Consider the following 26,453-nt stretch of genomic DNA (forward strand, 5'->3'; position numbering starts at 1 on the left):
GAAAATGCTGGATCAAGGTACCATCGACTGGGACGACTTTCGCTTCGTGCTGGCCATCGTCAGGGGCGGCTCGGTGTCGGCTGCGGCAAAACAGCTCGGCGTCGATCATGCCACCGTGATCCGCCGCGTGGACCGGCTGGAGAAGCACCTTTCGGCCAAGCTGTTTGACCGGCGCAAGACCGGCTATTTGCTCACCGAGGCCGGCCAACGCGTCGCCGACAGCGCGGAAGCCATGGAATCCACCATCGTCGCCAACCAGGAGCAGGTCGGCGGCTCCGTGGCGCGGCTGACCGGGACGGTGCGGATCGGCGCACCCGACGGGTTCGGCACCGCCTTCCTGGCGCCGCGGCTGGCGCCCTTCGCGGACCGCTACCCCGATCTCGATCTGCAACTTGTCGCCACCGCGCGGCTGTTCAGCCTCTCCAAGCGCGAGGCCGATATCGCCATCAGCCTGACCATGCCGAAGGAAGGCCGCATCGTCGGCCGCAAGCTGCTCGATTACCGGCTCGGGCTCTACGCTTCTCCTGCCTATCTCGACCGCTTCCCGAAGATCGCCTCGAAGCAGGACCTGCCCCAGCATCGCTTCGTCGGCTACATCGAGGAGCTACTGTTCACGCCGGAGCTCGATTATCTTCCGCAGGTGTCGCCGCGGATCTCCGCGCGCTTCCGCAGCGCCAATCTGATCGCGCAGCTCAACGCCACCCTCTCCGGCTTCGGCATCGCGGTGCTGCCGCATTTCATGGCGAGCGACTATCCGCAGCTCAAGGCGGTGTTGCCGGAGGAGATCTCGATCACGCGAACGTTCTGGATGCTGATGCACGCCGACAGCAAGGACCTCGCACGGATCAGGGCGGTAGCGGATTACGTCAGTGAGATCGTGGAGCGCGAGCGGGCGCTGTTTGCAGGCCGGTAGCACCGGTCTCGTAGGGTGGGTTAGCGAAGCGTAACCCACCACTGTGCTTATCGCGGAGAGAAATGAGGTGGGTTACGCCTTCGGCTAACCCACCCTACGGCCTCCCGGCCTAGCTCAGCTTCGCCTTCTTCGCGGCAGCCGCCTTCGGCTCCCGCTTCGCCCCTTCCAGCGCGCTGTCCTTGCCGGCCTTCAACACCTCGTCGGACAATTCGCTGGAGCCGGCGATGCGTGCCAGCAGCATGGTGCCGGCCATGGTCGCGAGCGTCGCGATCGCCTGTTTGCGGGCGGCCTTGCGCGGGACGTTCGGGATGTAGTCGGTCATCATCTCGATCATCTCGTCGAGCTTGCCGGCGAAGGCCTTCCGCGTCTTCGGGCTCTCGCGGGCAATCTCGGCACCGAGCGCAGGGATCGAGCAGCCATGGCCGGGATTGTCGCGATGCAGAACGGAGAGGTACGCCTCGGCGATCAGCGCCAGCCGCTTCTCCGGCGAGGTCTCGCCGGTGATCTTGCGCCAATGCTCCATCGAGCGGTCCATGGCGTAGCCAAATGCCTCGATCACCAGCGCCTCGCGCGAATCGAAATGGGCGTAGAAGCCGCCATGGGTCAGACCCGCCTCCTTCATGAGGTCGGCGACGCCGATGCCGTGGGCACCCTTCTCGCGCAGCCGCACCGAGGCCTTTTTCACGATGCGATCGTGGGTTTCCTGCTTGTGTTCCCGGGAATAGCGCATGGACGTCTCATTGAATGTCGGAGATCATCTCATAACACAGAAATGGACCAGGCAGTGAATTAATTCGTGTTCAGCCGTTTCCGATCATGGAGAAGGTTGCAGTTGCATGGACCGCGAGCGCGCCCTTGCCGTCGCGGACGAAACCCTCGGTGTAGCTGGTCTGGCGCCCCAGCTTGATGATCTTGCCCTCGGCCGAGATCAGCCCGGAACGAACCGACAGCGGGCGCAGGAACGTCATTTTCAGGTCGAGAGTGACGGACGATTGCCCGGCCTCCAGCCGCGTCGAAATCGCGCAGCCCATCGCAGTGTCGATCAGCGCCGCCGCGGTCGCCCCATGCAGAAGGCCGATGGTATTTTCGAGATCCTCGCGCGGTTCCAGCTCCATGACGATCCGGCCTGGCTCGACCACCGCCATGGTGAAACCGATCAGCTTGGCGAAGGGCGGCGGCGGCAACCGGCCATCACGGATGCCGAGCATGGCATCCATTCCCGACAGTCCCATTGCCACTTTGGCAACTGGTGCAGGCACCTGCCAGTCCACCAGGCGTTCGCGCCGTTGCGCAGTCGAAAACAGGTCGAGTTGATCGTGACTGGTCATGGCGGCCTCATTGAATGATGATCGTCATACTATGTCACGGACTTCGCGCTGGCAACTCCGCCTGTCTTGCCCGCTTGACAAGGAAGGCGTTTCGGCCCGGAAGTGATGGCGACCGGCGCGCCTCGCGCCGGTCCACGAAACCTCCGAGATCCCAAATGGAAATGCTCAATAATCACTGCGGCATCACGCGCGATGCGCGCGGCGTCGTCCATGTCGCGATCTGCAATGCCGGCTCGCTGAATATTCTGGGCTCGCCCGTGACCGACGCGGTGCGCGAAGGCCTGCAGAAGCTCGCAACCGATCGCAGCATCCGCGTCGTGGTGCTGCGCGGGCAGAGCGAGAAGAGCATGATCGGCGGCGCCGACATCAAGGAGATGGCGAAACTCGACCAGAAATCCGCAGAGGCCTTCATCAGCCGCCTGCGCGATCTCTGCGAGGCGGTGCGCCAGTTCCCGGCGCCCGTGATCGCGCGCATGCCCGGCTGGTGCCTCGGCGGCGGGCTCGAGGTTGCCGCGGCCTGCGATTTCCGCATCGCCGCGCAGGACGCCCATTTCGGCATGCCCGAGGTTCGCGTCGGCATCCCCTCCGTGATCCATGCCGCCCTGCTCCCGCGCCTGATCGGCTGGGCCCGCGCACGCTGGTTGGTGATGACGGCGGAGAACATCGACGCTCCCACCGCGCTGGCCTGGGGCCTCGTGGACAGGGTCGCGCCGGCAGGCGGATTGGACGCAGCCGTCGAGCACCTCGTGACCGCGCTGCTCGAATGCGGCCCCGAGGCGCTGCGCTCGCAGAAGGCCCTGCTGCGGCAATGGGAGGAACTGCCGCTGACGGAATCGGTGAACCTCAGCGTGAAGGTGTTTGGCGAGTCATTCCTGACGGACGAGCCGACGCGGCTGATGGGCGCATTTGTGAATCGGAAGCGGTAGCGCCGAGGTGAAGCCTCCGTATAACTGAGCCGCCGCCCCACCGCAGGTGTCATGCCCCGCGAAGGCGGGGCATCCAGTACGCCGCAGCGCCAATGGTGAGAGCGAGGTCGCCAACGCAGGCCTCTGGAATACTGGATTGCCCGCCTTCGCGGGCAATGACAGTGTGCTGTGGGCGGCACCTCCCCAGCTCGCACGAGCAAATCTCATGCGAACGGCAAGATTTTCTCATCCCTGCCGCGGTTGCATTTTTTGCGCCGCATCATATGATGACTATCATCTTACACGTCATCGCCAGGGAGCCCCGTCATGGCCGAAGCCGCCGATCCCGTCGTCATCGTCTCCGCTGCCCGCACCCCGCTCGGCCGTTTCATGGGCGAGCTCTCGCCACTTGCCGCGCACAAGCTCGGATCGCACGTGATCGGCGCGGCGCTCGAGCGCGCCAAGCTCGCCCCGGAAAAGGTCGACGAGGTCTTCATGGGCTGCGTGCTGCCGGCAGGCCAAGGTCAGGCACCGGCACGCCAGGCTGCGCGCGCTGCCGGCCTGCCCGACGCGACCGGCGCCACCACGGTCAACAAGGTCTGCGGCTCCGGCATGAAGGCAACGATGCTGGCGCACGACATCATCCGCGCCGGCTCGGCCGACATTGTCGTCTCCGGCGGCATGGAGAGCATGAGCAACGCGCCCTATCTGCTCGCAAAGGCGCGCGGCGGCTACCGCGCCGGCCACGACCGCATCATCGACCACATGATGATGGACGGCCTTGAGGACGCTTACGAAACCGGCCGTTCCATGGGCGATTTCGGCGAAGCCACTGCGGAGGCCTATCAGTTCACCCGCAAGGACCAGGACGCCTATGCGATGGAGACGCTCAGCCGCGCGCGCAAGGCTGTCGAGGGCGGCGCCTTCAAGGCCGAGATCGCGCCGATCACTTTGACCGAGAAGGCGGGTCCCCGCATTATCGCCAATGACGAGCATCCGCTGAAGGTTGATCCCGCAAAGATCCCCGGCTTGAAGCCGGCGTTTCGCGCCAACGGCACCATCACGCCGGCGGCTTCCTCTGCCAATGCCGACGGCGCCGCCGCGCTGGTGCTGACGAGGCGCTCGCTCGCGGATCGTAATGGCCTTCCGGCCATCGCCGAGATCAAGGGCCACGCCACGCACAGCCAGGAGCCGCAATGGTTCACCACCGCGCCGATCCCGGCGATCAGAAAACTGCTCGACAAGGTCGGCTGGAGCGCCGGTGACGTCGACCTGTTCGAGATCAACGAGGCGTTCGCCGTGGTGGCGATGGCGGCGCAGCGCGATCTCGGCATTCCCCGTGAGAAGCTGAACGTCAATGGCGGCGCCTGCGCGCTCGGCCATCCCATCGGCGCGACCGGCGCGCGGCTGATCGTGACGCTGCTGCACGCGCTGGAGGCGCAAAACCTCAAGCGCGGTGTCGCGGCGCTCTGCATCGGCGGCGGCGAGGCTACCGCGATCGCGGTGGAGCGCCTCGCGCACTAGCGCTAATGTCCGAAATTGAGGGAAGTCTGGCATTTTAGACTTCCCTTCTCTGTGTCAGATTGCAACGATGACGCGGGCCCCAGATGCTCGCCAACAACATTGAGGCCCAATGATCTCGAACTGGCTCGCGGCAGCGCTTTCCCGCCGTAACATTCACTACGGCTGGGTGATGGTCGGCGTCACTTTCCTCGCCGCGCTGATCAGCGCCGGCACGGTCGGCGCGCCCGGCGTGTTCATCGTTCCCCTGCAGAAGGAGTTCGGCTGGAGCACGGCGCAGATCTCGTCCGCGCTGTCGATCCGCTTCATCCTGTTCGGGCTGATGGCGCCGTTCGCTGCCGCCCTGCTCAACCGCTACGGCCTGCGCAACGTCACGCTGACCGCGCAGCTCATCGTCGTCTCGGCGCTGGTGCTTTCGCTCGGCATGACCGAGATCTGGCAGCTCATCGCGCTGTGGGGCGTCGTGATTGGCATCGGCACCGGCATGACCGCACTGGTGCTGGGCGCCACCATCGCCACGCGCTGGTTCGCGGCGCGGCGCGGCCTCGTGATCGGCATCATGACCGCGAGCGTCGCCACCGGCCAGCTCGTGTTCCTGCCGCTGCTGGCAAGCCTCACCGAACGGTTCGGCTGGCGCCTTGCGCTCGGCTTCGTCTGCATCATGCTCGGCGTCTCCGCGCTGGCGGTGCTGCTCGCAATGCGCGACCGGCCGAGCGATCTCGGTCTGCGTCCGTTCGGTGACGAGGGCACCGAGCCCCTGCCCGCGCCGCCCGTCAGCCACGGCTCGATTACGGCGGTGGCGCTCGGCACGCTGCGCGATGCCTCCAGGTCGACCGCGTTCTGGATCCTGTTTGCCACCTTCTTCGTCTGCGGCGCCTCGACCAACGGCCTCGTCCAGGTCCACTTGATCCCGATGTGCCTCGATTTCGGCATCCCGCAGGTGCAGGCCGCGAGCCTGCTCGCCGCGATGGGCATCTTCGACTTCTTCGGCACCATCATGTCGGGCTGGCTGTCGGATCGATACGATAACCGCTATTTGCTGTTCTGGTACTACGGCCTGCGCGGGCTCTCGCTGATCTTCCTGCCGTTCAGCGATTTCTCGTTCTACGGGCTCTCGATCTTCGCGATGTTCTACGGCCTCGACTGGATCGCGACGGTGCCGCCGACGGTGCGGCTCACCGCACAGAAGTTCGGGCCCGAGCGCGCCAATCTGGTGTTCGGCTGGATCTTCGCCGGCCATCAGCTCGGCGCGGGTACCGCCGCGTTCGGCGCCGGCTTCTCGCGGACGGTCTACCAGAGCTATCTGCCGGCCTTCTTCATCGCGGGGGCGCTCTGCGTGTTCGCCGCGCTGATCGTGCTGGCGCTGTCCCGGCAACCGAAGCCGCAAGCAAAGCCTGCGATGGCTTAGTACTTGATCGTGGTGGTGACGCCGAACACTGCGGCGTCACCGATCCGCGACACGCCGGTCGGATCGTTCGGGTTCGGGATGCCGCCGGAGGGACGCCATACGTACTGGAAGTACGGCGCGATCAGCCAGCCCGGCTTGATGTGCGCTTCGTAGATCATCTCAAACAGCGTCTCGTTGCTGCGCACCGGCCCCTGCACGCCGGTGTACACATTCGTGTCGAGATCGAGCGCGCGGGCGGTGTTGGAGATCCGCATGTAGGCCATCGCGACGCCGAAGCGGTCGAGGGGACGGCCGGGCGTGAAGCCGACGAAGCCGATGCCGCCGTCCACATAGAGGTCGATCAGATTGCGGTCAGGCGGGCTGTAGGCGATGCGGCCGAACGCCGTGATGCCCGGCAGCGAGGCCGAAGTGCTGTTCTCTCTCACCTCCGGCGGACGGTAGAGCACCTGCTCGATCACGGCAAAGATGCCGTAATTGCCTTTGAGCTTTGCCGCAATGCCGCTGCCTGAGGGATCGGCGATCGACTGGCCGTCCGCCGTGAACCGCTGGCTGTCGAACGAGCCGTAATGCTTCCAGGCGCCCGGCGTGAAATTGCCGGCGAGTGGACGTCCCCCGACATCGATGTCGTAGCTAAAGCGGGCCTGCCCGATCAGCCAGGGCGGATCGTTGACGCGAAACGCGAGGCCATGATGGTCGCGAATCTGCGGGTCCTGATCGCCCGAACCCGAGGGATCGCCATTGAAGACAGCGCCAAACAGCGTAACCTGGTCCGACAGCGTGGTCTTGACGCGGATACCCGGCACCGCGATCGGCGGCGCCGGGCCGCCGGCCGGAAGGTTGCTCGCCTTGATCGCCGGCCAGCCGAAGGTGCCGTTGATGAAGAGGTCGTCGGTCTGGCTGTCGAAGAACTCGACGTCCGCGGCCTGCTGGCCGGCCCTGATGTTCAGGCGGTCGCCAAAGAAGCTCTGCTCGAAATAGGCGTTGTAGAGCCGCTGGTCAGGCAGCGCCTCGATCTCGCTGATGGTGGCAAGGTTCAGCACGTAGTTGCGGGAGAGCCCCTGTCCATAGATCACGAAGGCATTGGCGTAGAAGCGCCCGCCGGTCCAGCCGACCAGCTTGTCGAGATCGGCATCGACGGACAGGTCGAGCCGGCCGAAATGGATCGCGCCCCGCTTCGCGCCGCCGGAGACGTTGGCGATGTTGTCGGCGATGTAGGTGGCGCCGAAGTTGAGGCCCTTGTTGGCGAGCCCGTCATGCCATTCGTTGAACCATTTGGGCGCCAGCCATTCGGCCGCGCTCTCGTCCTTGGCGCCGGCGAACGCACTCGTGCCTGCCGACGTGCTGACCAGCGCGATCGCGGCCGCCAGGGATTTTCGGGTACTCCAACTCACGATCGGCGCGCGCTATTTGAAGATGCCCGTGCGCCGCATGAAGAGATAGGCCGCGCCGACGGACGAGGCCATCAGCACCGCCGCCCACAAAAATCCGCTCTCGACGTCGGTGAGCGGCAGGCCTTTCGTGTTCATACCAAAAATGCCGGTGATCAGCGTCGGCGGCAGCAGCAGCGAGGTCACGATCGAGAGCGTATGGAGGTGGTGATTGCTCTCCTCCTCGTTCTTGAAGCGCAGCTCCTCCTCGAGCAGGCGGCTGCGCTCGCGCAGCTCGACGATGTCGTGGTCGAGCCCGTCGAGCCGCTGCGCAAGCTTGCCGGCGTGGATGCGAAGCGCGGGCGAGAGGTGGTCGGTGTTCTTCTGGTCGAGGCGGTGAAACAGCACGCGCAGGCCCGTGAGCTGGCGATGCAGCCGGACGCAGGTCCGGCGCAGGCGGCCGAGGTTGCGGCGCATCTCGGGCTTGGCGTCGTCGGCCAGGATCCGTTCCTCGGTCTCGTCGATCTCCTGGCCGAGCTTGTCCACCATCCTGTCGAGTGTATCGGCGACCTCGTCGACGATCTTCTCCAGGAGATGGGCGACATTGTCGACGCGATAGCCGCCTTCCAGCACCCGGCGCGTTGCGTCCGCCGAGCACAGCGCCTGATGACGGCCGCTGACCAGAAGCCGCTCGGTCATGGCGAAGCGCAGGAACGCGGTCTCCTCGGTCGCGCTGTCGATCTCGCGCACGAGATCGGAGAACACGCCGTAGACGCAATAGTCGATGACGTGGAGCTGCTGGAAGGTGTCGTTCGAGAGCAGCAGATCGCGCGCCAGCGGCGGCAGGCTCGACGCCGCGATCCAGGGACGCACGCGCGCGTCCGTCAGGTTGAAGTGCAGCCAGAGCCGGCCGTCATGGCTGAACTCGATCGGCTGGTCGATCGGCAGCGGCTCGGCGCTGCCGTCGCCGTGCAGGCGGAACGCCCACACGAGGCCCGGAATGGCAGGCACAGCCTCCGATATCGCGCTGACAAGCTTCGCCGGCTCAGCCATGCGGACCCTCACGTCCATGCAGCCCATGTCCGGAGGGGGCCATTGGCGGCCTCTTCCGGATATCTCGCGGATACTCAATTACGCCAGTGTTACAGTTTGATGATGACGCCCTACTCTGCGGCCATCCCCGTCGCGGCGATCGCTTCCGCCTCCTTGACGTAGTCGTGCACGACGCGGCCGAACGGCAGCGTCAGGTCGGCGATGTAGTGATGCGCGCCGAGGCAGCGGCGGACCGGGAAGTCCGCGACCGGTGCGTTGACGTGCGGCACCAGATGCAGCCGGCCGGGTCCCATCCAGGAGCCCTTCGGCACGATGTCGATGAGGTTGATCGCAACGAGCTGGCAGACCTCGAGACGGCCGTCGACGCCCGGGATCATCTTCAGATTCACCTGCGTCTTCGACAGCGTGGCGCGGGTGAGATCGCCGTTGCCGGCCATGCTCTCGTGCTTGTAGCCCATGGTGCCCATCGCGACGAGCTGGCCGGCATATTCCAGCGTGCCCGTCAGCGTGTCCTTGACGATCTCGAGCTTGGGATGGGCGTACTTCTTGGGGAAGCCCCAGATCTCGCGGCCGGCCGCGATCGGCGGATCATCGTCGAGATACATCTGCGAGACGAAGTTGACCTCCTCGCCGTTGAGGCGCGCGGGGATGACGAGGCCGGACTCGGTGTAGCTGCCGAAGCCGGAGGAGTCCGGCATCTTGATCCATTCATAGTGCACGATGGGCTGCTCGATCGGCTCCAGCGGCTCGGGCAGGCCGGCGCGGATCAACTCCGGATCGGTCTCGTAGGTGATGACGAGGAATTCGCGGTTGACGAAGCGATAGGGCCCGGCCGGATAGCTCGGCCCCGCCGCCGGCATGGACGGAAGTCTCAGCACGTCTTCCCTGCGCATCGCTACTCTCCTGTGTGATGTCTGTGATCTCGGCCCGGCAGATCAAGCGTACTGCAAATTGCTAGCCGCCGTCATTGACTACGATGTGACCGATTTCAGTCAGCGCAACGACCTCCCTCATTCCCGCCGCGGCCACCCTGCATGCGGGCGATGCATCCGCGCTCACTTTGTCATCACGCCGTCACCGCGCGACGCAATCGTTCAGGATAGGCAGGAGGCATCGCCATGGACGCCCGCACGTCGCAACCGACCTATCAGAGCCATCAGCCACCCGCGCGCGGATGGCGCCCGGAGCGCTGCGACCGCGTCGCGCTGGTGCTGCAGGGCGGCGGCGCGCTCGGCGCCTACCAGGCCGGCGTCTACCAGGCGCTGCACGAGGCCGGCATCGAGCCCGACTGGGTCTGCGGTGTTTCGATCGGCGCCATCAACTCCGCCATCATCGCCGGCAACAAGCCGGAGAAACGGCTGGAGGCGCTGCGCATCTTCTGGGAGCGCATCACCAACCGCAAGATCTGGCACTACACGCCCGACGGCGACGTCTTCCGGCAGTGGCGCAACCTCACCAGCGCGTGGATGACGTCGGCGATGGGCCAGCCCGGCTTCTTCACCCCGCACCAGGTCAATCCCTGGTTCAGCCCGGTCGGCGCCAGGACCGCCACCAGCTATTACGACACCATGCCGCTGAAGGAGAGCCTGCGCGAGCTCGTCGACTTCGATCTCATCAACGAGAAGAAGGTCCGCTTCGCGGTCGGCGCGGTCAACGTGCTCTCCGGCAACTTCATCTATTTCGACAACGCCCATGACGAGATCGAGCCGGAGCACATCATGGCCTCCGGCGCCCTGCCCCCGGCGCTGCCGATGGTGCGGATCGGCACTGATCATTTCTGGGACGGCGGCATCGTCTCCAACACGCCGCTGCAGCACCTGCTCGACCAGGAGGATGCGCTCAACTCCCTCGTCTTCCAGGTCGACCTGTTCAGCGCACGCGGCGTGCTGCCGCGCTCGATCCAGGACGTGATGGCCCGCCACAAGGACATCATGTATTCCTCGCGCACGCGCCACAACACCGACGTCTATCGCCGCACCCACAATCTCAAGGTCCTGCTCTACAAGGCGCTGGCGAAGCTCCCCGACGAGCAGCTCTCCGACGAGGAACGCAAGCTGAAGGCGAGCCTCTGCCACATGCCGGAGATCGCGATCCTGCATCTGATCTACCAGCAGAAGGCCTACGAGGGCGACGCCAAGGACCACGAGTTCTCGGGCACCTCGATGCGCGAGCACTGGACAAGCGGCTATGAAGACACCAAGCGCACGCTGAAGCGCCGCGACTGGATCAAGATGCCGGACGAAGGCATGGGCCTCGTGGTGCACGACGTGCACCGGGAGACGGAGAGCGCGTAGCGCTCTCAAACAAAAAGTTCGAAAACAACCCCATGCACAGTAGAGCGGGCGTGGCGGATCAATGGCTTAGTGCGTGCGCCCTGGTCATTTGACCCGTCGGGCAAAACACCTGCCCTACTCGCCCGTGATGCCGAGCGTGCGGACCAGTTCGCCCCGTTCCTTGTAGTCGATATCGATCTGGCGCTTGAAGTCGTCCTGGCTGCCGCCCATTGCGATCATACCCTGCTTGTCGAGCCATGTGCGCATCGTCTCGGTCGCCAGGATCGTGTTGATCTCCTTGTTGAGAGCGGCGATCACCGGCGCCGGCGTCTGCTTCGGCAGCATCAGCCCGATATAGCTGATGATCCTGAAGCCGGGATAGGTCTCGCTGATGGCCGGCACGCCCGGCAGCAGCGGGTAGCGCTGTTCGGAGGTGACGCCGAGCAGCTTGATCTGGCCCGCCGTCGCCAGCGGCTCCACGGCCGTTGGCGCGCCGAAGATCAGGGGGATCTGCCCGGCCAGCAGGTCGTTCACCGACGCCGCCGTTCCCTTGTAGGGAATGTGGGTCATGGTGAATCCGCCGGACTTCTGCAGCATCTCGCCGGCGAGGCGATGCGGCGTCGAAGCACCGGAGCTGCCGAAGCTGAGCTGCTGCGACTTCTGCTTGCCGAGAGCGACGAGCTCGGTGACGGAGTTGGCCGGCACGTCCTTCGCAGCGGCCAGCAGTAGCGGCGACCAGGCGACACTGACGACCGGCTCCATCGCCTTCGAGAGATCGAAATGATTGCTGGAGGCAAGGTGCGGATCGATGGTGAGCATCGCATCCGTCACCATCAGAACCGTGTATCCGTCAGGCTCCGCCCGCGCCGCCGCCTGCGCGGCGATCATGCCGTTGGCGCCGGTCTTGTTCTCGATCACGACGGAGATCTTGAAGGTCTCGCCGAGCTGCTTGCCGATGATCCGCGCCAGCGCGTCGGCCTGGCCGCCCGCGGAATAGCCGACCAGGATCGTGATGGTCCGTGCGGGATAGGCTTGCGCCCCCGCGGGCCCGACCATCGCAACCAGCCCAAGCAGCGCGATCGCGACTGCCGGAATACGCGCCGTCCAACGAAGCAGCATGTGGGACATCATGATCCCTTCCCTCCCTGTTACAGACGGTGGCTGGGCCACACTTGTTGCTAGGCAGACACGTTCGCGGTCGCGCCCAATATGCCGGCGGCGCGGAGATCGGCGATCTCGCGGGCCGAATATCCGGCCGCACTCAGGATGTCGTCGGTGTGCTCGCCGACGCGAGGCGGCTGGCGTTCGAGGCCGGGCCGGTCGCGCGCGTCGCCGAACTCGACGGGCAGCGCCGGAATTCCAACCAGCGGTCCGCCGCCAAATCCGGCGACGGCCGTCGCAAGCAGGCCGCCATTGGCGAGGAGATGCGGATCGAGCGACAGCTCGTCCGGCCGCCCCACCCGCGAATAGGCCACGCGGGCCGTTTCGCATCTGGCGAGAATCTCATCGAGAGGCAGTCGCGTGATCCGCCGCTCCAGCTCGGGAAGCATCCATTCACGCGCCTCGCAGCGATTGGCGTTGCCGAGGAGCCGCGGATCATCGCGCCAGTCGTCGAAGCCGAACGCGTCGCAGAAGCGCTGCCAGTGTCCGTCGGAGGTGCATCCGATGAAGACCTGGCCGCCATCCGACGCGGTGAAGACGTCGTACACGCCCCAGGCGTTCTTGCGGGCCGGCATCGGCGGCATCGGCCCGCCGATCACCGCACTGCCGACCACGACCGCGCCGAGCATGAAGGTCGCGCTCTCGAACAGCGAGCTCGAGACCTTCTGCCCCATGCCGGTGACATCGCGCTCGCGCAGCGCCGACAATGCGGCCACGACGCCGAACACGCCGCCGAGGATGTCGATCACGGGCGCGCCTGCGCGCAGCGGCCGGCCCGGCGGCCCGGTCATGTAGGCGAGGCCCGATTGCATCTGCACGACTTCGTCGAGCGCGCCGCGGTTCTCGTAAGGGCCTTTCAGGAAGCCCTTCATCGACAGGTACACGAGCCGCGGATTGACCTTGCGCAGATCGTCCCAGCTGCACTTCAGCCGCTCGATCGTCCCGGGTCCGAAATTCTCCAGCACGATATCGGCGTCCTTCACCAGCCGGTGCAGGATCGCCTGCCCCTCCGGTCGCTTCAGATCGATCGCGATCGAGCGCTTGTTGCGGTTGTAGGTCGCGAAGAAGCCGGCTGCGAAGCCCGGCAGGCGGCGGGTCGGGTCGCCGTCGACCGGCTCGATCTTCACCACGTCCGCGCCGAGATCGGCGAACAGGACGCCCGCGCACGGCCCCATGATGGTATGGCCGAAATCCAGCACCTTCAGCCCGGCGAGCGGCTTTGCGGAGGTCATGCGCCCGCCCTCCGCCGCAACGCCGCGAGCGTGCCCGAGCGCAGCGCGGCACTCGGCAGCCGGTGTCCGACGATCCGCTCGGCAAGCCGCCCGGCCTCGATCAGGGCCTCGATGTCGATGCCGGTCGCAATGCCCATCTCCTCGCACAGCAGCGCCAGCTCTTCGGTAGCGATGTTGCCGGGCGCACCCGGCTGGCCGGCGAACGGGCAGCCGCCAAGCCCTGCCACCGCGGCATCGAAGGCGGTGACGCCAAGCCGTAGGCCCTCATAGGCGCAGGCGATGCCCTGGCCGCGGGTATCATGCAGATGCAGCGCGATCCGCAGATCGCTCCAGCGGTCGCGAACGGCCCCGACCGCCTCAGCCACCCGCCGCGGGGTGGCCCACCCCATGGAATCCGCGAGCGAAACCTCGCGTACCTCGACGCCGGCTTCGCGCGCAATCGCGAGGCCATCAGACACGGTCTCGACCACCTTTGCCGCCGGCACGTCGCCGCCGAAATTGCAACCGAACGCGGCCATGACGATGATCTTGGCAACCGGCACATCCGCCTGGCGGTGCGCGCGCACATAGTTTCGCATCGCCTCGATCTGCCCGGCGCGATCGCGGTTGAGATTGCGCAGCGCGAACGGTTCGGAGGCGCTCAGCGAAATGAAGCCCGCAAGCGCGAGCCGGTCCTTGAACGCCAGGGCACGCTGCAGTCCGCTGTCGTTGAACCAGAGCGCCGAATACGCAACGCCCGCACGCGGATTGAATCCCGCAACCACCGCCTCGGCGTCCGCCCAGCCCGGCACGTGCTTGGGATTGACGAAAGAAGCCACCTGAATGCGCGTCAGGCCGGTCGCCGACAGCGCATCGATCAAGGCAATCTTGTCCGCGGTCGCGATCGGCCCGGGCTCGATCTGGAAGCCCTCGCGCGGTCCCTCCTCGGTGATGACGATCCTGCTCGGCAGGTCCATGCCGCAACACTCCCGGAGCCGCTCTTGTTGGTTCTGGCCGGAGCTTGCCGGGCAAGCCGACATCTGACAAATATAATATGAAGATCATTATCATCTGATAATTAGATCGATCAGGGAGCAGCACCATGGCGCTCGGATTGCGGCAGATCAGATATTTCATCGCGATCGCCGACGCCGGCGTGTTGTCGCGGGCGGCGGAGACCCTCAACATCGCGCAGTCCGCGCTCAGCCATCACGTCGCGACGCTCGAAGCCGACCTCGGCGTGAAGCTGCTGGAGCGGCGGCCGCGCGGCATCGCCCTGACCCCGGCCGGACGCCGGCTCTACGAACATGGCAGCGCGGTGCTGGCGAGCCTCGGCAAGGCCGAGGAGGATGTGCGGACCTATAACGAGGCGGCGACCGGACCGGTCAGCCTCGGCCTCAGTCACACCGCGATCGCGATGGTGGCACTTGACCTGATGAAGGCAGTTCGCAAGCACTCCCCGGGGGTGCATCTGACGATCATCGAGGCGCTGTCACCTGCGCTGATCGAGCGCGTCCTCTCCGGCACGGTCGACCTCGCGCTGGCCTATAATCCGCCGCGTGATGCCCGGCTGGACGTCGAGTGGCTGCATGAGGAAGATCTCTTCCTCGTCGGGCATCCCAGCCTGATCGGCCGATCCTCCGGTCCGATTGCCTTCTCCGCCATTCCACAGAAGAGCGTGCTCGGGCTGACGCCGCTACCGGCCTCGCGCGCCATCATCCAGACCCAGGTTCTGCGCAACCAGATCGTCCCGAGCCCGACGCTCGAGGTCGACTCGCTGTCGGCACTGCGCATGGCGCTCGAAGCCGGACTCGGATGCGCCATCCTGTCCCGCGCCACGGTGCTTGCCGACATCGCTGCGGAGAAATATCACGCCCGCCGCATCGTCGATCCCGCGCTGTCGCGTTCGCTCGCGCTGGTCGCTCTCGCGGACCGGCCGCAGACCAAGGCCTTCCTCGAAGTCCGCAACACCGTGACGGAGGTCGTCCGCGCAGCCGTGAACGAACGGCGATGGCCCGCGAAAGGGAGCGAACGGCAACGCAGACGCCCCGGCCCCGCCGTCTGAGGATTGTTTCCGGATCGCGCCCTAGCAGGTCTTCTGCTGCAGATGCTGCGTGCAGGTGCACGTCGCCGTCGCCGGATACTTCACGTCATAATAGGGAAAGCTGGACGTGGCCGGACTGTTGGTCGAGCAGCGCGGGAAGAGATAGTAGCTGTCGCTCAGCTTCACGGTGCCGCTGATGGTGTAGCCGAGGTTCGGCGTATAGTCGTAGGACACCTCGCTCAGGATCAGCGAGATGTTGGCGTTGGTGGGGTTCTTCGGGTCGGCCGTGAAGGACGACAGCGTCATCTGCTGCCCCTTGGTCCTCGCCGCCGACGAGTTGGTCGACGTGCTCCACTGAACCGTCGCGTTGCCGTTGCTGTCGGTGGAGACCTCCGAGACCGTGATCGTGATCAGCGAGTTGCTGCCGTTCTTGACGGGGTACGGCGCCATGATGGAGCTCGCCGCCGCGAGAATACCGGTCATCTGCGCGGCGGTGACCTGCGTGTTCTGCGAGACCATATCGGCGACACTGTGAGCGGTCGCCGTGACCTTGACGTTCATCGCCATCCCGTTGCCGAGCTCGACGCCGCCGATGTAGAGCACCAGCATGAACGGCGACACGATGGCGAACTCCGTCGCTGCAACGCCGCGAGCGTCGGTCCACAGGTGCCGCAGGCGAGACGACAGGCCGGCAATCATCACTGGCTCCTTTAAGAGGATGGCTCGTTCTGGAACGCGGCGGATGCCATGATCAGCCGGTTGCCATTCGACAGGTTCGACAAATTGAAACCGAGCGGCCCGAGGACCACCGGCCAGACATACATCACCCGGAGGATGACGATATCGCCCGCATCTCCGGGGCTGAATTGCCAGGTGTTGGTGACGTTGCCCGAGGCGTCGAACGCCAGGGTCGGCACACCCGTGTTCGCCGTGGACCAGGACGTGGCCACCTGCAGGTCGACCATCATGCCGCTGCAGTTGAAGAAGATCGTGATCTGATCGCAGACCTTCTGCTTGAACGCGGCCTGGTTCATCTGCGCCGACTGCACCTGGCCGGTCATGACCAGCCGCGCGGATTGACGCACGACGGATTCGAGCAGCTCCTGGGCGAAAAACACCAGGAAGGTCTGGATCAGCGCGATGATGAGGGCGAGGAACGGCGCCGCGACCAGCGCGAACTCGACGGCCGTGGCGCCCTTGCTGTCCCGGGCGAATGCGGCGAAGCGGCTGCGGCGTCTCTTCGTCGTTGCGGCGTGCGGTGCGGTCATGGCGGCTCCTTACTGCACGAGGCTGGCCGTACTGGACGCAACCTTGATGAAGAGGTTGGTCAGCGCCGCGGAGATGTCGCCGCCCGTCTGCACGCTCGCGTACAGGCCGGGCGATGCGCAGGATTGCAGCCGTGTCGCGATCGTGCCGGTCGACGAGGACGGATTGTTGAATTGCGCGATACGGCTGTTGTACCAGCTGTCGGTCGGCAGTTGCAGATACTCGGTGTAGAGGACCGCGATGCGGATGCCGCGGTTCTTGATCGTGGTGCAGATCGTCGTGTCGAGCGGCTGCTGGCAGCGCACGGTCGAGGTGCTGCCCGTCGGGAGCGGATAGGTGGCGGCCGAGTCGCAGGTGCCCGGCTTCGGCATCAGCTTGTCCTCGACGCCGTCGGTGACGAGGAAGACCACCTCCTGCGGCGTGTCGCCCGCCTGGTTGGTACCTGTGCCCGGCGCCGGCATCACGGTGTTGACGCCCGTCAACCCGCCCGAGATATCCGTGCCGTAGTCGGTCGAGTAGACGCAAGCGCCCGAGCTGTTGGTCAAGATGCAGTTCTGGTGGTCGACCGTCATCAGCTGGATGTTGGAGATCTTCGTGCCGGCGGTGGTCGGAGTGGTCAGCGTCTGGATCGTGTTCAGGCCATAGTCGAACGTGTAGATCGCGGCCTTGTAGGTGGTGTTGTTGAGCGCGGCCATGCACTGCATGACGCCGCCCGTCACACCCGACTGCGGGCACGTCCAGGGTCCGACCATCAATTGCGTGACGGCATTCTGCACGAGGTCGATGCGCAGCGTGATGTTGTTCGCGCGCGCGATCGCAAGGTTGTCCTTGGTCGAGGATGTCGCGCCGCTGTCCTTCGACGGGTTGGTCTCGTGGCAGGCGAACGCGCAGTTCTTGGACCCCGAAGGCTGGTTCTTCGTGGCCGTGATCATGTTGTTGATGTCGGTCTGCGTCGCAGCGATCGCCATCGACGGCGAGTCGTCCAGCAGCAGGTAGAAATTCATGTTCGGCGCGCTCGACGCCTTGGCCGTCGCGGAGCCGCCGATCTTCCAGGTCTGCTGGCCGAGAACGCCGGGGAAATTGTTGACGGACAACGCGGTGTAGGAAACCGTGATGCTGCGCGCGAGGCCCGTATCGGTGACGGTGACCGTCGGCGTCGGCGTCGCCGACAGGCCCGGAAGGTTGGCCTTGGCGGCGAACACGGCTTCTGCGGTGGCCTTGACCACGGCGGTGTCGGTCTGCGTCAGCATGGCCGGCCGGACGGCCGCGATCGCCGCGGCGTCGGCGGCCGCGTTCAGCTGCTCGCGCTGGCGCATCGCCAGCGTATAGTCGAGCGCCATGCCGAGCAGGAAAATGGTGGGGACCATCACCAGCGCGAAGATGATGGCGACGTTGGCGTTCCGGTCTCTCGCGAAACGAAACACTGCGCGGCGGAGCATGGCCCTATCCTGATTGCCGTCGTTGCGGCAGCGACACTTTCCCTGAACTCGTGTGATCGGGGCGATTTGCGGGATTTTCGGCCCATTCCACGCCTCGTCACGGGCGGAATATGAGGAGGGGCTTCTTAATCAACGCTTACGGGCAACCCATAAACATGGACCGCAACAAATTGAGACGTGTCTTATTGGGGGGGCATCATTAACGCGAAATAAACGGGTTCCCGGAGATTGCAGCGATGGGTGCTGCACTCCCGGGAAAACCCGGAAAAGGGCCGGAAGCGTGGGTGAAATCGGGAACGGCCGCGAGCGCCGCCCTTACGGCCGGATCGTCATGTTTTCCGGCGGACCGGCCTTTCGCAGCGGCTCGGCCAGACGCGCGAACTCGCACAGCAGCGAGCGCGTCTTGCGGGGATCGATGATCTCCTCGACCCAGAACTTCTCGGCCGAGCGGAACGGCGAGCGCAGCTTGTTGAGGCGATCCTGGATCTCCTCCAGCTTCGCCGCCTTGTCCTCGGCCGCATCGATGTCGGCACGGTAGGCAGCTTCGATGCCGCCTTCCAGCGGCAGCGAGCCCCAATAGGCCGACGGCCAGGCGTAGCGGATCGAGAAGCGGTCGGCCGGCTGATGCACGACGCCGGCGACGCCAAAGGCATTGCGCAGGATCACGGTGCACCAGGGCACGGTGGTCTGGTTGACCGCGGCCATGGCGCGGACGCCGTGGCGGATGGTGGCGGCCTTCTCGGCATCGAGGCCGATCATGAAGCCGGGGCAGTCCATGAGATAGACGACCGGCAGATGGAAGGTCTCGGCGAAGTCGACCCAGCGCACCACCTTCTGGCAGGCATCCGCCGTCCAGGAGCCGCCATAGTGGAAGCTGTCGCTGGCGAGCACCATCACCGCCCGGCCCTCGAGCCGCGCGAGACCGACAATGATCGGCTTGCCGAAATTCTTGGCGACCTCGAAGAACGAGCCCTTGTCGACGACGGACTCGATGATGGGCCGCATCTTGTAGACTTGCTTGCGGTTGCGCGGCACCGCGTTCATCAGCGCTTCGTCGCTGCGCTCGGGGTTGTCGGCGCACGGCAAGGTCGCCGGCAGCTCGTAGACCGACGACGGCAGGTACGACAGGAAGCGGCGGGCGCAGGCGAAGGCTTCTTCTTCCGTATCGACGGCATGATCGACCGCGCCGGCGCGGGTCTGGATGTCGGCGCCGCCGAGCTCCTCCTTCGACAGGTCCTGCCCCAGCGCCTTCACCACCGGCGGACCCGCGACGAACATCGCGGACTTCCGCGTCATGATGGAATAGTGGCTGGCGGCGAGGCGCGCGGCGCCCAATCCCGCGACCGAGCCGAGACCGAGCGCGACCACCGGGACGCGCGACAGGTTCTCCGTCGTGAAGCGATACCAGCGCGTGCCGCCGATGCCGCCCGGCAAATTCGCCGCGCCCTTGGTCTCGATGGTCTTGACCGAGCCGCCGCCGCCGGAGCCCTCGATGATGCGGACGATCGGCAGGCGGAAGTCGTGCGCCATCTCCTCCGCCATGAGCGGCTTGGCCGAGATGGACGCATCGGCCGAACCGCCGCGTACCGTAAAATCGTCACCGACCACGACGACGGTGCGGCCGTCGACGCGCGCGCGGCCGAACACGCAGTTCGCGGGCGTCAGTTTCTTCAGATCGCCGCTGGTATCGTACTCACCGATGCCGGAGACGGCACCGATCTCGTGGAAGCTGCCTTTGTCGATCAGCTTGTCGATACGCTCCCGAACAGTCAGCCGGCCCTGGTCATGCTGTCGCTTGACCTTGTCAACGCCGCCCATCTCCCGCGCGAAGGCTTCGCGCCGGGCGAGCTCGTCGAGTTCCGGCTTCCAGTTCATTCACTCCCTCCGAATTGATCGGCTTGTTATTGTTGTGCACGGCCATTGCGACCGGCTTGCGCGAGATGCGGTTGCTGAAGACATCGCCTTCGGCGCCCTCCATCAGGCTGCCCAGCGAGCGGCCGAGCGTAAGCATCAGCGGCGCGACCTCGTCATGCAGGCGCTGCTCGTCATACATCGCCGAGAGCAGGCCGATCGTGATGACAACGAAGGTCTGGTACTGCGGCGACCAGATCGGCACCGCGAGGCCGTTGATGTGCGGGCTCCACAGGCCGCAGGCCACGACATAGCCGCGCTCGCGCAGCGACTGCCGGTTGGCCTCGATGCGGGGCTTGAGGATCTTCGCAGCTTCCGGCGCTTCGCGCTCCATCTCCGCGATGAAGGCATCGCCGAATTCCGGCGCCAGTGCCGCGGTGTAGGCCGCGCCCGCCGCAGTCGACGCCATCGAGATGCGGCTGCCGGTGCCCTCGTGCAGGCCGAGCGCAGAGGCCGAGCGCGCGAACTGGAGATAGACCAGATGGAAGCGGTCGGGCACGACGAAGCCGACGGTGCCGGGCAATTGCTCGGCGACTTCCTGCAGCCGCTGGCGGATCATGCTGCGCAGCTGCGCGCCCTTCATCATCGAGGCGCTCATCGCCACCGCGCTCGGGCCAATGCGATACTTCTGGTCACGCGGCAGATAAACGAGCTGCCCCATGCGCGTCAGCGTGTGCGTGAGCCGCGACACCGTCGAACGCGGCAGCCCGCAGCGGTTCGAGATCTCGAGATTGCCGAGCCTGCTGTCGTGGCCCTCGAAGCATCGCAACACGTCGAACGCGCGCGACACCACCTGGATGACATCGCCCTCGCCGGCTTCGCCAGCGAGCGCACCTTGCCTACTCAACCGCTCCGAACGTCGTCCCATGATCCCTACCGTTTGTTCCGCTCTGCGGAATTAAATTCCACTTGCAGACGACGCTACCTCAGGCATTTTGCGACGACAACAAAAAGGCGATGGCATGCCAGAAATAAAGATCGTCACCGAAGTCGCGGGGCGCATCTGCGCAACTCCCGTGCAAGTTGGAGGAACCGTCGCGGATGGTGACGACGTTGTGGTCGTCGAAGCGATGAAGATGGAGATACCCGTGCCCTCGCCCGCGAACGGCACGATCACATCGCTGCTCGTCAAGCTCGACGACGTCGTTGCCGAGGGACAGGCGATCGCGATCGTCGCGAACTGAGCATGCATATGTCGCAGCCTTGGTTGCGCAATCTTTGCGTCGCCCTCCGCGGGCTTCTCAGGATGAGGACTGTTCTTGCGGCGCGTCTCGAACCATGGGCCAGGCGCTCCATCGTCGCCAGGGCACGCGACAATCTGTCTGGCTCATTGCCCTGTTCGAGGTACGGCGTTGCCATGGCTTGATGGCGATGACATGATCTGATTCAACAAAACCTGTTTCAAACAAAGAATGAAAATCTTCGCGGCAAAGCGAGGATCATGGGAGGGAAACATGCTTCGTGGGCTGCTCGTGCTCGCGCCTGCCTTGGTGGCGGGCATTTCTTTTGCGTCTACACGCTATGCGCTCGCCGAAGACGTCAAGCTGCCGGCGACGTTGACCTTCACTGCCTATGACACCGGCACCGCCGGCTTCAACATCGCGGTCGGCGTTGGCAAGATGATGAAGGACAAGTTCGGCACCGACGTGCGCGTGCTGCCCGCAGGCAACGACGTCGCCCGCCTCGCGCCGCTGCGCGCCAAGCGCGCGGCCTCCTCCGCAATGGGATCGGGTACCTATTTCGCGCAGGAAGGCGTGTTCGAGTTCGGCTCCAGGGAATGGGGCCCGCAGCCGCTCCAGATCCTGCTCTCGACGGTCGATTGCAATTGCGGTTCGCTTGGCGTCGCAGCCGACACCGGAGTGAAAGACCTGAAGGACCTGAAAGGCAAGCGCGTCGGCTTCGTGGTCGGCTCGCCCGCGCTGAACCAGAACTCGCTCGCGGTGCTCGCCTTCGCCGGCCTGACGCAGAAGGACGTCAAGGCGGTCGAGTTCGCCAGCTACGGCGCGATGTGGAAGGGCCTCGTCAACAACGACGTCGATGCCGCCTTCGGCACCACCATCACCGGGCCCGCCAAGGAAGCCGAGACCTCCCCGCGCGGGCTGATCTGGCCGCCGCTGCCGGCCAAGGACAAGGAGGGCTGGGCGCGGATGCAGAAGGTCGGCTCGTTCTTCTTCCCGCAAACAGCAACCTGCGGCGCCGGCATCTCGCCGGAGAAGCCGGTCGAGCTCGGCAACTACCCCTACCCGATCTTCGTCGCCTATGCCGCGCAGCCGGCCGACCAGATCTATGCGATCACGAAAGCGATGATCGTGAACTACGACGCCTACAAGGACTCCGCGCCCGGTGCCGGCGGCCTTGCCGCCGACCGCCAGACCAAGAACTGGGTGGTGCCGGTGCATCCCGGCGCGGTGAAGGCGCTGAAGGAAGCCGGCCAATGGTCCGATGCGCAGGAGACGCACAATAACAATCTGATCAAGCGGCAGGAGGTGCTCGCTGCCGCGTGGGCCGATTACGGCAAGTCCAATCCGCCCTCGGATGACAAGGCCTTCCTCGACGGCTGGATGAAGGCGCGCGCCGCTTCGCTCGCCAAGGCCGGCATGCCGAACGGCTTCGAGGACTAGCCCACCAATTGTTGCCAGCCCACGCGCGGGGTCGATGATGTCGTCTGTTTCCACCTCCACCGACTCCCAGAACGAGCCCAAGCGGGTCGTGTTCGATGACCCGCACGGCGCGGCCGGCAACATGCAGGAGGCGGAGGTCACGCGCGTCCGCACCCTGCGCGGCGCCTGGCGCTGGACACTGATCGCGGCAACGGCAGCGACGATCCTGCTGTGCATCAACCAGCAATTCTCGCTGCGCTTCTTCATCGGCTACACCCAGCTCAACACGGAGTATTTCTATCTCCTGATCGCCTTGATGCTGCCGTTCACCTTCCTGATCTTCCCCGGGACCGAGCGCGCGCCGCTCGATCGCATTCCCTGGTACGACCTGTTGTTCTTCGCCGTGACGTTTGCCGCGGCGTTGCTGTTGATGTCGAACGTGCGCAAGGCGGCAGAGGCCGGCTGGGAGTTCGGCGGCGCGCCGAACACCGTGATCGCGGCGGGCCTCGTGATGTGGGCCATGCTGATGGAGGCGCTGCGGCGTACCGGCGGCTGGAGCCTGCTGCTGAGCGTGCTGCCCTTCACCGTCTATCCGCTGTTTGCGGAATCCAGCTGGCTCGGTCCGTTCCGCGGCACGCAGTCGACCATCGAACAGGCCACCGCCTATCACGTGCTTTCCGGCGAGAGCCTGCTCGGCATCCCCATCCAGGCCTTCGCCGACACCGTGATCGGCTTCCTCGTGTTCGGCACCGCGCTGATGATGACCGGAGCCGGAAAGTTCTTCATCAACCTCGCCTTCGCGCTGTGCGGCACGTTCCGCGGCGGCGCGGCCAAGGTCTGCATCTTTGCCAGCGGCCTGCTCGGCATGATGTCGGGATCGATCATCTCGAACGTGCTGACCGCGGGCACCATGACCATCCCCGTGATGAAGAAGAGCGGCTTTCGCGCCTCCTATGCCGGCGCGATCGAGGCCTGCGCCTCCACCGGCGCGGTGCTGGCGCCGCCGGTGATGGGCGCGACCGCCTTCGTGATCGCCCAATTCCTCAATGTCAGCTATGCCGACGTCGCGGTCGCCGCGATCATTCCGGCCGCGCTCTATTACATCGGCCTGTTCATGCAAGTCGACGCCTATGCCGCGCGCCATGGCCTCAAGGGCATTCCGCGCGCCGAGCTGCCGCGGATCATGGATACGATCAAGGACGGCTGGTACTATGTCTTCGTCATCGCGCTGCTGATCGTGATGCTGCTCTACTTCAAGCGCGAGAGCCATGCGCCGTTCTATGCCACCGCGCTGCTGCTGGTGCTCAACCAGTTTTTCTCCAAGGACACGCGCTGGACGCTCGCCACCATCGGCAAGTTCCTCGAGGTCAACGGACGCACCTTCGTCGAGCTGGTCGGCATCCTCGCCGGCTGCGGTCTCCTGATCGGCGCGTTCTCGATGACCGGCGTGGTGTCGAGCCTTGCCAACGACCTCCTGCATATCGCCGGCGACAATCCGTTCCTGCTGCTCGGCATGTGCGCCCTCACCAGCCTCATCCTCGGCCTCGGGCTGACGACGACGGCCTGCTACATCTTCCTCGCCATCCTGGTCGCGCCCGCGCTGGAGAAGCTCGGGCTGAACAAGATGGCCGTGCACATGTTCATCTTCTACTGGGGCATGCTGTCCTCGATCACCCCGCCGGTCGCGATCGCTTCCTTCGCGGCGGCCGGCATTGCCGGCTCGCCGGCGATGAAGACCGGCTGGGAATCGATGTGGGTCGGCAGCATCATCTATTTCATCCCGTTCTTCTTCGTGCTCAATCCGGCGCTGGTGCTGCAGGGACCGAGCCCCTATCTGGCGGGCCTCGGCCTGATGGGCCTTGCCGCGTTCGGCACGCTGTTCATCTGCGGCGGCATCCAGGGCTATCAGCCCTTCGTCGGCGACCTGCGCGGCACCGGCGCGCTGGAATGGCCGATCCGCATTCTGCTGGTGATCGGCGGTTTCGTGGTCGCCACGCCCGGCGGCGGCATCATGCCGTTGTCACAGATGCAGGTGACGCTGCTGGGCCTCGCCATCCTCGTGCCTACGGTCCTGATCGCCCTGCTGCTGGTGCGGCGACAGGCCATCGTTCCTGACGGGTTGCGCGCGCCCTGATTGCGATGCACAACAGACGCGATGAAACCGCTCTCGCTTTCGCCCGCTGCCACGGCCTGGACCCGCTCGAAGCCGCCTTTGTTGCGGTTTCTGGACAATTGCCTCAATGAGTTCTCTGCCGAAACTTCGGGCAGCGTCGCGGACTACATCCCCGAGCTGAGCAAGGCCGATCCTGCCTATTTCGGCATCAGCCTCGCGACGCTCGACGGCCACGTCTACGAGGTCGGCGACTCCCGGGTGCCCTTCACCATCCAGTCCATGTCGAAGCCGTTCGTGTTCGCGCTGGCGCTGGATCTTCTGGGCGCCGGCAAGGTGGAGAGCGCGATCGGCGTCGAACCCTCGGGCGATCCCTTCAATTCGATCCGGCTCAATTCCGAAAACCATCCGTTCAACCCGATGGTCAATGCCGGCGCAATCGCCTGTACCGGGCTGATCTATGACAGCAAGGGCGCGGACGCCTTCGAGCAGATCCGCCTCGCGCTCAGCCGCTTTGCCGGCCGCGATCTCGCCGTGGACGAAGCCGTCTACACCTCGGAGAGCCAGACCGGCGACCGCAACCGCGCCATCGGCTATCTGCTCAAGACCAATGCGGTGATCTCCGACAATGTCGCTGGCGTCCTCGACGTCTATTTCCGGCAATGCGCAGTGCTGGTCACCGCGCGCGACATCGCGGTGATGGCGGCAACGCTGGCCAATCGCGGCGTCAATCCGGTGACGGGCGAACAGGTGCTGACGCCTTACGCGATCTCGCGCACGCTGTCGGTGATGACGTCGTCGGGCATGTACGACTATGCCGGCGAATGGATCTACCGGATCGGCATTCCCGCCAAGAGCGGCGTCGGCGGCGGCATCCTCGCAGCGCTCCCTGCCCGGCTCGGGCTCGGCAGCTATTCGCCGAAGCTCGACAAGCACGGCAACAGCGTGCGCGGCATCAAGGTCTGCGAGGCGCTGTCCTCCCATTACGACCTGCACATGCTCAACCGCAGCGACGATGCCCGCAATGCCGTCATCGCCGACTACGACATCGGCAAGAGTCCGTCCCGCCGCGTACGCCGGCCGCAGGAGCGCGAGATCCTCGCGGCTCACGAGCAGGAGGTGCGGGTCATCGAGCTGGTCGGCACACTCTCTTTGTCGGCGGTCGACTACGTCTCGCGGCGCCTTGCCGGGCGGCCACGGCCGCAAATCGTGATCTTCGATCTGCACCGCGTCACGTCCACGACCCGCGCCGGGGCGCGGCTCGTGGCCGAAGCGTTCGCGGAGCTCGCCGCGCTGAACGTCACCGTGGTGATCTCAGGCGTCAGGCGCGCCTCGAAGGAATGGGATACGCTGCGGGAGTGGACGGCGGAGCTGAAGAACGTCCGCGACTTCTATCTGCTCGACACCGCGATCGAATGGGCCGAAGACCAGATCGTCTACCGCTATGGCGGATCGATCGATTTCCACGAGACTACGGAGCTTGCCGAACAGCCGCTGCTATCGGGCATGAGCGAGGAAGAGCTGACCGACCTCGCCTCGATCTGCACGATCAGGACCTTTCCCTCCGGCGCAAAGATCATCACGACCGGCGATCCCGCCGATGCCCTGTTCTTCCTGCGCAGCGGCGCGGTGCACGTCACTCTGCCCGACGGCGTCAGGCTGGCGACGCTCACCGCCGGCATGGCGTTCGGCGAGATGGCGTTGCTGGAGCCGACCCGCACGGCGGACGTTTTCGCCGACATGGCGGCGACCGCTTTCGAGGTGCCGCTCAGGGATTTCGAGCGCTTCCGCAAGCAGCACCCGCGCGCCAGCGAGCGCGTCATGCGTAATTTGGCGCAACTATTGGCGGACCGCTTGATCGTCGCCAATGCGAAGGTGGATATCCTGACGTCGATGTGAGCGCGCGCCGCGATTCACTCAAGAAGGGTCGTCATGCCCGGGCT

The 26,453-nt window shown here is 65.5% G+C and carries 23 protein-coding genes; 10 read left to right on the forward strand and 13 right to left on the reverse strand.

All coding sequences use genetic code 11. The features are described from left to right. Window positions 1-4 precede the first annotated feature (4 nt). Window positions 5-913, forward strand: coding sequence for a LysR family transcriptional regulator (locus A7X65_RS10335; RefSeq protein WP_063684384.1), 909 nt, complete (start codon window positions 5-7; stop codon window positions 911-913). A 109-nt stretch (window positions 914-1,022) separates the two neighbouring features. Here A7X65_RS10335 and A7X65_RS10340 read toward each other — a convergent pair whose 3' ends face one another. Then, window positions 1,023-1,643, reverse strand: coding sequence for a TetR/AcrR family transcriptional regulator (locus A7X65_RS10340; RefSeq protein WP_063684385.1), 621 nt, complete (start codon window positions 1,641-1,643; stop codon window positions 1,023-1,025). 70 nt (window positions 1,644-1,713) lie between these two features. Continuing rightward, window positions 1,714-2,241 carry a PaaI family thioesterase gene (locus A7X65_RS10345; RefSeq protein WP_063684387.1) on the reverse strand — a complete coding sequence of 176 codons (528 nt, stop codon included), beginning with the start codon at window positions 2,239-2,241 and terminating at the stop codon, window positions 1,714-1,716. Between the two features lie 155 nt (window positions 2,242-2,396). Between A7X65_RS10345 and A7X65_RS10350 the strand changes: the two genes are divergently transcribed. The 3 genes from A7X65_RS10350 to A7X65_RS10360 all read left to right on the forward strand — a co-directional run bounded on the left by A7X65_RS10350 (window position 2,397) and on the right by A7X65_RS10360 (window position 6,075). Beyond that, complete coding sequence (locus tag A7X65_RS10350; protein WP_063684389.1) at window positions 2,397-3,167, forward strand: enoyl-CoA hydratase; 771 nt, start codon at window positions 2,397-2,399, stop codon at window positions 3,165-3,167. Window positions 3,168-3,473: 306 nt separating this feature from the next. Beyond that, a complete protein-coding gene (locus A7X65_RS10355; protein ID WP_063684392.1) occupies window positions 3,474-4,670 on the forward strand; it encodes an acetyl-CoA C-acyltransferase in 1,197 nt (398 codons plus the stop codon). A gap of 109 nt (window positions 4,671-4,779) precedes the next feature. Then, on the forward strand, window positions 4,780-6,075 hold the full coding sequence (locus A7X65_RS10360; RefSeq protein ID WP_063684395.1) for an MFS transporter: 1,296 nt from the start codon (window positions 4,780-4,782) through the stop codon (window positions 6,073-6,075). On the opposite strand, the gene A7X65_RS10365 is transcribed toward A7X65_RS10360, so the two are convergent. The 3 genes from A7X65_RS10365 to A7X65_RS10375 all read right to left on the reverse strand — a co-directional run bounded on the left by A7X65_RS10365 (window position 6,072) and on the right by A7X65_RS10375 (window position 9,388). Continuing rightward, the gene (locus tag A7X65_RS10365) at window positions 6,072-7,469 is read right to left on the reverse strand and encodes a carbohydrate porin (protein ID WP_063684399.1); all 1,398 of its coding nucleotides are present in this window, start codon (window positions 7,467-7,469) and stop codon (window positions 6,072-6,074) included. The two genes, A7X65_RS10360 and A7X65_RS10365, sit on opposite strands and share 4 nt — an antisense overlap. Before the next feature lie 9 nt (window positions 7,470-7,478). Then, on the reverse strand, window positions 7,479-8,495 hold the full coding sequence (locus A7X65_RS10370) for a transporter (protein WP_063684910.1): 1,017 nt from the start codon (window positions 8,493-8,495) through the stop codon (window positions 7,479-7,481). A gap of 110 nt (window positions 8,496-8,605) precedes the next feature. Further along, window positions 8,606-9,388: an acetoacetate decarboxylase gene (locus A7X65_RS10375; protein WP_063684401.1), complete on the reverse strand. Its 783-nt coding sequence runs from the start codon at window positions 9,386-9,388 to the stop codon at window positions 8,606-8,608. Window positions 9,389-9,613: 225 nt separating this feature from the next. Between A7X65_RS10375 and A7X65_RS10380 the strand changes: the two genes are divergently transcribed. Next, window positions 9,614-10,789: a patatin-like phospholipase family protein gene (locus tag A7X65_RS10380; RefSeq protein WP_063684403.1), complete on the forward strand. Its 1,176-nt coding sequence runs from the start codon at window positions 9,614-9,616 to the stop codon at window positions 10,787-10,789. A gap of 114 nt (window positions 10,790-10,903) precedes the next feature. Here the strand turns inward: A7X65_RS10380 and A7X65_RS10385 are convergent, their stop codons facing one another. From A7X65_RS10385 to A7X65_RS10395, 3 genes are read right to left on the reverse strand one after another with little or no spacing between them, the layout of a single operon-like run. Continuing rightward, window positions 10,904-11,899 (reverse strand): Bug family tripartite tricarboxylate transporter substrate binding protein, encoded by a 996-nt coding sequence (locus A7X65_RS10385; protein WP_063684405.1) that lies wholly within the window; start codon window positions 11,897-11,899, stop codon window positions 10,904-10,906. Between the two features lie 47 nt (window positions 11,900-11,946). After that, complete coding sequence (locus A7X65_RS10390) at window positions 11,947-13,161, reverse strand: CaiB/BaiF CoA transferase family protein (RefSeq protein WP_063684408.1); 1,215 nt, start codon at window positions 13,159-13,161, stop codon at window positions 11,947-11,949. Continuing rightward, the gene (locus A7X65_RS10395) at window positions 13,158-14,117 is read right to left on the reverse strand and encodes a hydroxymethylglutaryl-CoA lyase (protein ID WP_063684410.1); all 960 of its coding nucleotides are present in this window, start codon (window positions 14,115-14,117) and stop codon (window positions 13,158-13,160) included. Before A7X65_RS10395 ends, A7X65_RS10390 begins: the two co-directional genes overlap by 4 nt. A 125-nt stretch (window positions 14,118-14,242) precedes the next feature. Between A7X65_RS10395 and A7X65_RS10400 the strand changes: the two genes are divergently transcribed. Next, complete coding sequence (locus tag A7X65_RS10400) at window positions 14,243-15,205, forward strand: LysR family transcriptional regulator (protein WP_063684413.1); 963 nt, start codon at window positions 14,243-14,245, stop codon at window positions 15,203-15,205. A gap of 21 nt (window positions 15,206-15,226) precedes the next feature. On the opposite strand, the gene A7X65_RS10405 is transcribed toward A7X65_RS10400, so the two are convergent. The 5 genes from A7X65_RS10405 to A7X65_RS10425 form a co-directional block, all read right to left on the reverse strand. Continuing rightward, on the reverse strand, window positions 15,227-15,883 hold the full coding sequence (locus tag A7X65_RS10405; protein ID WP_063684416.1) for a TadE/TadG family type IV pilus assembly protein: 657 nt from the start codon (window positions 15,881-15,883) through the stop codon (window positions 15,227-15,229). An 11-nt stretch (window positions 15,884-15,894) separates the two neighbouring features. Further along, window positions 15,895-16,452, reverse strand: a complete 558-nt coding sequence (locus tag A7X65_RS10410; protein ID WP_063684419.1) for a TadE/TadG family type IV pilus assembly protein — start codon at window positions 16,450-16,452, stop codon at window positions 15,895-15,897. 9 nt (window positions 16,453-16,461) lie between these two features. Further along, window positions 16,462-17,889, reverse strand: a complete 1,428-nt coding sequence (locus A7X65_RS10415) for a TadE/TadG family type IV pilus assembly protein (RefSeq protein WP_063684422.1) — start codon at window positions 17,887-17,889, stop codon at window positions 16,462-16,464. 315 nt (window positions 17,890-18,204) lie between these two features. Then, a complete protein-coding gene (locus tag A7X65_RS10420; protein ID WP_063684425.1) occupies window positions 18,205-19,764 on the reverse strand; it encodes an acyl-CoA carboxylase subunit beta in 1,560 nt (519 codons plus the stop codon). Beyond that, entirely contained in the window at window positions 19,694-20,668 is a 975-nt protein-coding gene (locus tag A7X65_RS10425; protein ID WP_063684428.1) for an IclR family transcriptional regulator, read from the reverse strand. Before A7X65_RS10425 ends, A7X65_RS10420 begins: the two co-directional genes overlap by 71 nt. Before the next feature lie 94 nt (window positions 20,669-20,762). On the opposite strand from A7X65_RS10425, the gene A7X65_RS10430 reads away from it, so the two are divergent. The 4 genes from A7X65_RS10430 to glsA all read left to right on the forward strand — a co-directional run bounded on the left by A7X65_RS10430 (window position 20,763) and on the right by glsA (window position 26,409). Further along, window positions 20,763-20,984 carry a biotin/lipoyl-containing protein gene (locus tag A7X65_RS10430; protein ID WP_063684430.1) on the forward strand — a complete coding sequence of 74 codons (222 nt, stop codon included), beginning with the start codon at window positions 20,763-20,765 and terminating at the stop codon, window positions 20,982-20,984. 270 nt (window positions 20,985-21,254) lie between these two features. Next, window positions 21,255-22,421 (forward strand): TAXI family TRAP transporter solute-binding subunit, encoded by a 1,167-nt coding sequence (locus A7X65_RS10435; protein ID WP_063684433.1) that lies wholly within the window; start codon window positions 21,255-21,257, stop codon window positions 22,419-22,421. 37 nt (window positions 22,422-22,458) lie between these two features. Next, window positions 22,459-24,534: a TRAP transporter permease gene (locus tag A7X65_RS10440; protein ID WP_063684911.1), complete on the forward strand. Its 2,076-nt coding sequence runs from the start codon at window positions 22,459-22,461 to the stop codon at window positions 24,532-24,534. A gap of 21 nt (window positions 24,535-24,555) precedes the next feature. Beyond that, window positions 24,556-26,409: a glutaminase A gene (gene glsA, locus A7X65_RS10445; RefSeq protein WP_063684436.1), complete on the forward strand. Its 1,854-nt coding sequence runs from the start codon at window positions 24,556-24,558 to the stop codon at window positions 26,407-26,409. Window positions 26,410-26,453 lie beyond the last annotated feature (44 nt).

Origin of the sequence: Bradyrhizobium stylosanthis (assembly GCF_001641335.1) — a bacterium.
GTDB lineage: Bacteria > Pseudomonadota > Alphaproteobacteria > Rhizobiales > Xanthobacteraceae > Bradyrhizobium > Bradyrhizobium stylosanthis.